This window comes from Marinobacter sp. (assembly GCF_041686475.1).
Lineage (GTDB): Bacteria > Pseudomonadota > Gammaproteobacteria > Pseudomonadales > Oleiphilaceae > Marinobacter.
In genome coordinates, this window is the sequence record NZ_JAWLDU010000033.1 from 26,788 (window position 1) to 33,998 (window position 7,211).

Sequence of the window (7,211 nt, forward strand, 5' to 3'; positions counted from 1 at the left end):
CATCTTCACACTGACAGATCTGATGGCCCGGGCCGAGACTCCGGGCTTTATTCCGGTTAGAGTATCCCGCCTGATTCAAAGACCGGAACCGTCCCACAATGCCTGCATTGCCCAACTCCCACGAAGCCTTGCTGAAAAACCGCGAATACCTCTATGGCCGCCTCGCGATACTGGGGCCGGCAGACCCGGCGCTGATGCCCGCCCTCGCAGGCTCAGGTCTGGTGGTTACCGAGCACTTTGGCCTCTGGCAGCGGTTGAGCAGCCTTGAAGGCTGGACAGCGGCATTTGGCTATGATGACCCGGTGCTCTCGCCGGGATGCGCCGATACAGTTGTGGTCTTTCTTGCCAAGGCGCGGGCTGAGATGGCCCTGCGGCTGGAGTTGGCGAGTTGGCTGGTGGCGAAGGGGGGCCGCCTGATCCTGGTTGGCGAGAAAAAAGAGGGTATCTCTGGCGCCGTGAAGCAGCTCAGGGCTCTGGCGCCCCAGGCTGCGAAGATAGACAGTGCCCGGCATTGCCAGGTCTGGCAGGCTGACCACCTGCAACCTTCGGAAACCTTTGATGTGCGCCAGTGGCTGCAGTGGCATGGTGTTGAAAGCAGCGGGGTCCGCTTCCAGGTAGCCGGATTGCCGGGAATATTCAGTGCGGGTGCGCTGGATGCCGGCACCGCGATGTTGCTCGACTCCCTCGCCAGTTTTCCCCTGAAAGACGGGCCGGTGCTGGATTTTGCCTGTGGCGCCGGGGTCATCGGCACCTGGTTGCAGCTTTACCAGCGTTCACTGGGTGAACCAGGTACTCAAGTGGATGGAGTGGATGTCCAGTCACAGGCTGTCATCTGCGCCCGCTCTACCTATCAGCGCGCCGGAGCGGTTGGCACAATTGCTGCCTCGGATGGTCTGGAGCGAGTTGAGGGCAAGTACGCAGCGGTACTGAGTAACCCGCCTTTTCACACCGGTATCCGTACTGATACATCGATGACAGAGGAATTCCTGCGACAGGTTGCCGGGCATTTGGAGCCAGGTGGCGAATTACGACTCGTCGCCAACAGCTTTCTGCCCTACCAGGAGCTGATCCGCCGCCATGTGGGACCGGTGAGCGCTATCGCGGGCGACAAGCGATTTACGGTCTGGTCTGCCCGCCGTCACTGAACTGTCTTACGGCTGTCATACGGTCGTCACTGCTATCGGACAAGGTACCGTTAATCCTTGATCAGGCCGGTGGGAGAAGCCGATGCATCAGTACCGGAGCATTTTCATTTCCGATGTTCACCTGGGGTCAGCAGACTGCCAGGCGGAATACCTTCTGGATTTTCTCGACAACGTCAGCTGCGACACGATGTACCTGGTGGGCGATATTATCGACCTGATTGCCATGCAGCGCAGAGTTCACTTTCCGGAAAGTCATCAGGTGGTAGTGCGCAGGCTCTTGGCGATTGCGGCCTCAGGCACCAGGGTGATCTATGTGCCTGGCAATCACGATGACTTTATGAGGCACTTCTGTGGTCAGACTCTGGCCGGCATCGAGCTGAAGCAGAAAGCCATTCACACCACTGCTGATGGCCGCCGATTCGTCGTGTGTCACGGCGACCAGTTCGACCAAGTGGTGAGGTGCAGTCCCCTGATGCTGCTGGTGGGCGACCATGCCCATGGGATCCTGCTGCGTCTGAATCGCTGGTTCAATGCCTGGCGCAGGCTGCGCCGGAAACCCTACTGGTCGCTGGCAGCCTGGGTGAAAAGCCGTATTGGCAAGGCGAGGTCCTTCATTCGCCGCTTTGAGTTGGCAGCTTTGACCGCTGCAGAGCGAGGCCACTACGACGGCTTTATATGCGGCCACATACACTCAGCGGGTTTTCTGCGCAGTCAGGAAGGCCTGTACTGCAATGATGGAGACTGGGTGGAGCATTGCACCGCTTTGGTGGAGCAACAGGACGGCAGGCTGGATATCCTGCACTGGTCGGAGCAGCCAGCGGTTATTGCCACCGAGCCTGCGGAGCCGGCACCGGAGTTCGCAGGGGGACACAGACCGGTGATCGATGTGTTATCTCCCGCATTCATAGAAAGCATCAACGCCGCGCCCAGGTAAGGCTTTTGCCGCGACAAAAAAAAGCCCCTGGGGTGAGGGGCAAAGAAGGTTGGCTTCCAAAAACACGGAGCAACCTGAAATCGTTCTGCCACAGTAGGGTTAATTTCTAGAATAATCAGCCTAGAATGGCCGCTGTTCCAAAACCGAAAAGCGGAAGCCTGAAATGACAAACGACGTGCTGGAAATTAACGGAGTTTCCCTGCCCCTGAAACGCCCGGGCGGAGGCCGTGCCTTGCGAGCCTGGGATGCGGCGGATGAACAGTTACTGGAACAGACCTTTGCCCGCTTTTCTCCCGAATCCGGCCCGCGAGTGCTCATTGTCGATGACCAGTTCGGCGCGTTGACCCTGGGGTTGGCGCCCTTTGCACCGGTTTCCTTTGCCGACAGCTATTCACTCACTCTGGCCCTGGCCACGAACACGCCCGCCGGAGAAAGCGTTGTTGCCCCGCACAGCTGGCTGGCCCCGCCAGAAGGCCCGTTCGACCTGGTGGTGATGCGTATACCCCGGCAGGTGGATTACCTGACCTGCCTTTTGCGTTGGGTGAACAGCGTGCTGGATTCAGACGGTACGCTCATTGCCGGCGGCATGATCAAGCATCTGCCGGACAGCAGTGCCGGTGTCTTCGCGGATCTGGTGCACACCCGGGAGGTCTGCCCGGCCCGCAGGAAAGCGAGGGTAATTGTCGCTGCTCCCGGAGACCAGACCCTGAGGAACTGGGCCGATTTGTGGAAGAGCTATCCACTGCCACCGTCGAACCACAACGTCAGCGCCATGCCGGCCGTGTTTGCCAGGGATAGACTGGACAGTGGTACCGGCCTGCTGTTGCCGCTTGTCAGGCGGGAGATCAATTCCCTGGGCCCGGGTGCCAGGGTGCTGGATCTGGCTTGTGGCAACGGTGTGCTGGGCATTGCGGTACTGGCGGAGAAGCCGGATCTGTCGGTGACTTTCTCGGATGTCTCCAGCCAGGCCGTCGTCAGTGCCCGTGACAATGTTGCCGAGGCGTTTCTCGAGGCCGAGGTGGCGTTCCACCACAGCGATGGCATTCCTGAAGATGCTGGCCGGTTCGAGCTTGTTTTGCTGAATCCGCCCTTTCATGAGGGCGGTGTGGTCGGGGATCACATCGCCCTGAGGCTGTTCCGGCAAGTTGCCCGCCATCTGGCGCCGGGCGGGCGCATGCTGATGGTGGGAAACCGCCATCTGGGATATCACCGAAGCCTCAAGCGCTTCTTTTCAGTGGTTTGCCAGCTGGATGCGGACCCCAGGTTCGTGGTATTCGACGCCGGCAATCAGGATGCCGGCCGGTCGTAGCCCATCCGCGCAAGGGTGTCGACGATGGTCTGGGTCTGGCTGTCGATTTCGATATTCACCCGGTCGCCGACGGCTACGTCGCCAAAGGTAGTGGCTCTCAGGGTTTCCGGAATCAGATATACGTTGAACCGGTTACCTCGAACCTCTCCGATGGTCAGGCTGCAGCCGTTGATGGCGATGTAGCCCTTGGGAAAAATGTATCTGGCCCAGGATTCCGGCACCTCGAACTCCAGGGTGCAGTTGTTCTCAGGCCGCTCGATTGCAACGATGTCTGCGGTGGTGTGCACATGGCCAGACAGCAGGTGCCCGCCAATCTCGTCGCCGATCCTGGCAGCTCTTTCGAAGTTTATCCGGTCACCCGTCTTCAGGTCCCCGAGAGTGGTGGCACGCAGTGTTTCCTGCATGGCGTCGAAGTAAAGCCGGTTGCCTTCCTGCCGTGTTACCGTCAGGCAGGTGCCGTCAATAGCAACAGAGGCGCCAATGCTGACACCGTGAACCTGCTCTTCGGGAAAACGGATTGCGAAGCTGCTGAGCCCCGGTTCGGCGGATAGACTGTCAATGGTCGCGACACCCTGAACAATGCCTGTAAACATTCATGCCTCTCTAACGACGTTGGTGGCCGGTTACGGCTACACTGGAACAGGCAAGGATAGCGACAGCACAAGGCCATGCCAAGCCGCATTCGATAGGCAGTCGTATTTCCTCAGGCTCAAGGATCCCCCGGTGCGGTCGATAGACGAGCAGGGCGGGGCGCAGTTTCAAGGGCGCTGGCCACGGCTATGGTCAATGGGAAACCAGTGATGGCAGAGAATAACAGTGCAGCCAAGCAGAGTAACGGTCCGGAAGAGCCCCTTTTGCGCCAGGGGCGCCCCGCGGATCCGCAGCCGTCTGTATCAGGTGGCCGGACAGGTGACGTTGGTCAGGTAACCGCAGAATCTGCGACGCCCGGGGCAGCGCAGGCGGTTTCCGTTCCCGGGCAGGACGATGAGGCCGGTGCTGTGGATGCCGGTAAGCAGGGCGCTGCCAGCGATGCGCCGAAGGACATCGGGAAAACCCTGGCAGAATCCCGCCAGCGCAAACTGCGGTTGATGCTGCGACAGTGTGACCGGGTGTTGCTGTTGGATTTTGACCTGCTGGCGCTGCCGGACTGGCCAGACAATTACACGCTCTCCGCAGCCCGTCGAAACCGGGATCTTTGGCTGCTCAGTGCGCTGACGGCGGCGATTATCTTCCTCAGCGGTATGACCGGTTTTGTGCCCGCATGGATTGCCGGCGGCGGATTCGGTGCCTTTGTGATTATTCTGCTGATGGGGGTGCCAGCCGTTCGACGTTTCTATACCTCGCGTCCCTCCTATATGGATTTGCTGATTCGGCGTCGACGGATGTTGCGGGATGCCCGCAAGCATATTGAACATCTGGAGGGCAAGGAAGGTCTGGTGTGGCAATGCGCTCGCATGGCGGAATTCAATCCGGCGCTCAAGGCGACGCGTTTCAGCGAATTGCTGGCGTTGTCCGAACGTCGTTCCCTGGCGCGAAACCTGACCCGCCGGGAGCATGTCCGCCTCTATCTGGTCTATCTTCTCGAGGCCGAGAAAGCCTATTCCCGGGTCCAGCAGGCATTTTTCGAGGGCCATCAGCGGGCATTGGACGAAGGTTGGGAATCAGTAGCGTCGGAGCCAGAGCGCAGAACTTGACAAGATTGCCGGTCAAACGTATGTTTCAAACAGACGTTTGCTAGAGGCACTGATAATAAAATGGCTCAGTATGATACGGTTGACCGGATTCTTGATGCAGCTGAAGAACTCTTCGCAGACCGCGGGTTTTCTGAAACCTCATTACGGATGATTACCAGTAAGGCTAAGGTAAATCTGGCCGCTGTCAATTATCATTTTGGCTCCAAGAATGCCCTGATCCATGCGGTGTTCGCCCGTTTCCTCACACCGTTTTCCGCAACCCTGGAAAACGCCTTCGATGACCTGGAGGCACGTTGTGATGGCGCACCACCCACGCTGAACCAGACCCTGTGGGCGCTGACGGAAAGCGCTGTGCGTATGCCCCAGCGCAACGAGAAGGGTATCTCCATATTCATGCGCTTGCTCGGCCTGGCCTATACCCAGTCCCAGGGGCACCTGCGCAAGTTTCTCGAGCAGGAGTACAGCCAGCCATTCAGTCGCTTCATGCGTCTCCTGAAAGAAGCAACGCCGCAACTGTCTTCGGTGGATCGCTACTGGCGAATCCAGTTCATGCTGGGTGCCACCGCCTTCACCATGTCCAGCAGCGATGCCCTGCGGGATATCCTGCAGAACAAGCTGGGGGTGGAAACCACGGTTCAGGAAATTGCCGCTCGCCTGGTGCCATTCCTTGCCGCCGGCATGCAGGCCGAAGATGCCATGCTGGTGCCTCCTGCCCATAAAAGCTCTGTTGCCTGAGCCCCACGCTGTCGGTTAGGCTTCCGGTTTGATTCGTCTGCCGGGAGCTGACGCCGCATGCCAAATGATTCCGTTTCCCCTACCGTGCCCGGATCTTCTCACGGGATTGAGATCAGCCTGGCCGCGCAGACGCTGACGCTGTTTCCTGAAGACGCATCATCACCGGTTTCCTACCCGGTATCCACAGCACTCAATGGCCCCGGCGAGCGACAGAACAGCGGTTGCACTCCAAGAGGCGATCATTATGTGCGTGCAATGGTTGGCGGTGGTGCCCCCCTGAACGCGGTGTTTGTTGCCCGCAGGCCGACCGGAGAAGTGTATTCTGCGGAGCTTGCCCGTCAGTTTCCCGACAGGGACTGGATCCTGTCCCGAATCCTCTGGTTGTGTGGACTGGAATCGGGCAAAAACCGCGGCTCCGGGGTCGATAGTTTCCGCCGCTTCATATACATTCACGGCACACCGGATTCCGAACCCATGGGCGCCCCACGTTCCCATGGCTGTATCCGCATGCGCAACAACGACGTGATCGATTTGTACAGCCGGGTAAAGCCGGGCATACCCGTGTTGATACGATAAACACCATCATTGATCTGACGGAACCGAGAGAGCCGATGATTGAAGAAATCCCTTCCATAGTGAATGACTGGATTCAGAACTGGAGCCTGCTCTCGGAAAGCTGGCGGGTCGGGATCGTCGTGTTTGCCCTGGTGTCCGGTACCGCCGTTGTTGCTTACATCGCCAGTTTTATCGTCGGTGCGATTGAGCGGCATTTCAAGAAAACCGATAACGCCTGGGACGATGCACTGCTGCACGCCGCCAGGAAACCGGTTGTTGCCTTTGTATGGCTGCAGGGGGTTTATTGGGCTGCAGAGGTGGCGCACCGCTATTCCAAAGCCGAAATCTTTTCCGTTAACGACACACTGTTACAGATTGGTTTTGTCTGGTTGCTAGTGTGGACTCTACTGCGGTTTATCAAACAGGGGGAGGAGATACTGACCTCGCCCCTCAAAATGAAATCTCCGATGGATTACACCACGGTCAATGCGGTGAGCAAACTCTCCCGCGCGGTGGTGATCATTACCGCGGTGCTGATAGCGATGCAGTCGCTGGGATACAGCGTTTCGGGTGTGCTGGCGTTTGGTGGTGTCGGTGGTATCGCGGTCGGCTTCGCCGCGAAAGATTTGCTGGCGAATTTTTTCGGCGGATTCATTATTCACCTCGACCGGCCTTTCAAGGTGGGCGACTGGATCCGCTCTCCGGACCGTAATATTGAAGGTACCGTTGAGCACATCGGGTGGCGCCTCACCACTGTCCGCACGTTCGACAAGCGCCCGCTCTACGTACCGAACGCTACTTTCACGCAAATTGCTGTCGAGAATCCGTCCCGGATGTTC

General features: G+C 58.7%; 8 protein-coding genes. 7 read left to right on the forward strand and 1 reads right to left on the reverse strand.

The genetic code is table 11. The annotated features are described in order from the left end of the window. Positions 1 to 98: 98 nt before the first annotated feature. The 3 genes from ACESMB_RS09415 (at position 99) to ACESMB_RS09425 (ending at position 3,388) form a co-directional block, all read left to right on the forward strand. Positions 99 to 1,145: a methyltransferase gene (locus ACESMB_RS09415; RefSeq protein WP_372971395.1), complete on the forward strand. Its 1,047-nt coding sequence runs from the start codon at positions 99 to 101 to the stop codon at positions 1,143 to 1,145. An 82-nt stretch (positions 1,146 to 1,227) separates the two neighbouring features. Further along, positions 1,228 to 2,079, forward strand: a complete 852-nt coding sequence (locus ACESMB_RS09420) for a UDP-2,3-diacylglucosamine diphosphatase (RefSeq protein ID WP_372971396.1) — start codon at positions 1,228 to 1,230, stop codon at positions 2,077 to 2,079. A gap of 163 nt (positions 2,080 to 2,242) precedes the next feature. After that, the gene (locus tag ACESMB_RS09425) at positions 2,243 to 3,388 is read left to right on the forward strand and encodes a class I SAM-dependent methyltransferase (RefSeq protein WP_372971397.1); all 1,146 of its coding nucleotides are present in this window, start codon (positions 2,243 to 2,245) and stop codon (positions 3,386 to 3,388) included. Here the strand turns inward: ACESMB_RS09425 and ACESMB_RS09430 are convergent. Further along, complete coding sequence (locus ACESMB_RS09430) at positions 3,367 to 3,981, reverse strand: riboflavin synthase subunit alpha (protein ID WP_372925117.1); 615 nt, start codon at positions 3,979 to 3,981, stop codon at positions 3,367 to 3,369. The genes ACESMB_RS09425 and ACESMB_RS09430 overlap by 22 nt on opposite strands. Before the next feature lie 207 nt (positions 3,982 to 4,188). Between ACESMB_RS09430 and ACESMB_RS09435 the strand changes: the two genes are divergently transcribed. The 4 genes from ACESMB_RS09435 to ACESMB_RS09450 all read left to right on the forward strand — a co-directional run. Continuing rightward, a complete protein-coding gene (locus tag ACESMB_RS09435; protein ID WP_372971398.1) occupies positions 4,189 to 5,082 on the forward strand; it encodes a hypothetical protein in 894 nt (297 codons plus the stop codon). A gap of 60 nt (positions 5,083 to 5,142) precedes the next feature. Beyond that, positions 5,143 to 5,817 carry a TetR/AcrR family transcriptional regulator gene (locus ACESMB_RS09440; RefSeq protein WP_372925119.1) on the forward strand — a complete coding sequence of 225 codons (675 nt, stop codon included), beginning with the start codon at positions 5,143 to 5,145 and terminating at the stop codon, positions 5,815 to 5,817. Positions 5,818 to 5,874: 57 nt separating this feature from the next. Further along, positions 5,875 to 6,393, forward strand: coding sequence for a L,D-transpeptidase family protein (locus ACESMB_RS09445; protein ID WP_372925120.1), 519 nt, complete (start codon positions 5,875 to 5,877; stop codon positions 6,391 to 6,393). Positions 6,394 to 6,428: 35 nt separating this feature from the next. Beyond that, on the forward strand, positions 6,429 to 7,211 hold a 783-nt coding region (locus tag ACESMB_RS09450), incomplete at its 3' end, for a mechanosensitive ion channel family protein (RefSeq protein ID WP_372971399.1).

What these genes read in the sequence shown, in the direction of transcription:
- ACESMB_RS09445 (WP_372925120.1), top strand. Translation starts at nt 5,875, where the DNA reads ATGCCAAATGATTCCGTTTCCCCTACCGTGCCCGGATCTTCTCACGGG.
- ACESMB_RS09435 (WP_372971398.1), top strand. Translation starts at nt 4,189, where the DNA reads ATGGCAGAGAATAACAGTGCAGCCAAGCAGAGTAACGGTCCGGAAGAG.
- ACESMB_RS09415 (WP_372971395.1), top strand. Translation starts at nt 99, where the DNA reads ATGCCTGCATTGCCCAACTCCCACGAAGCCTTGCTGAAAAACCGCGAA.
- ACESMB_RS09440 (WP_372925119.1), top strand. Translation starts at nt 5,143, where the DNA reads ATGGCTCAGTATGATACGGTTGACCGGATTCTTGATGCAGCTGAAGAA.
- ACESMB_RS09425 (WP_372971397.1), top strand. Translation starts at nt 2,243, where the DNA reads ATGACAAACGACGTGCTGGAAATTAACGGAGTTTCCCTGCCCCTGAAA.
- ACESMB_RS09430 (WP_372925117.1), bottom strand. Translation starts at nt 3,981, where the DNA reads ATGTTTACAGGCATTGTTCAGGGTGTCGCGACCATTGACAGTCTATCC.
- ACESMB_RS09420 (WP_372971396.1), top strand. Translation starts at nt 1,228, where the DNA reads ATGCATCAGTACCGGAGCATTTTCATTTCCGATGTTCACCTGGGGTCA.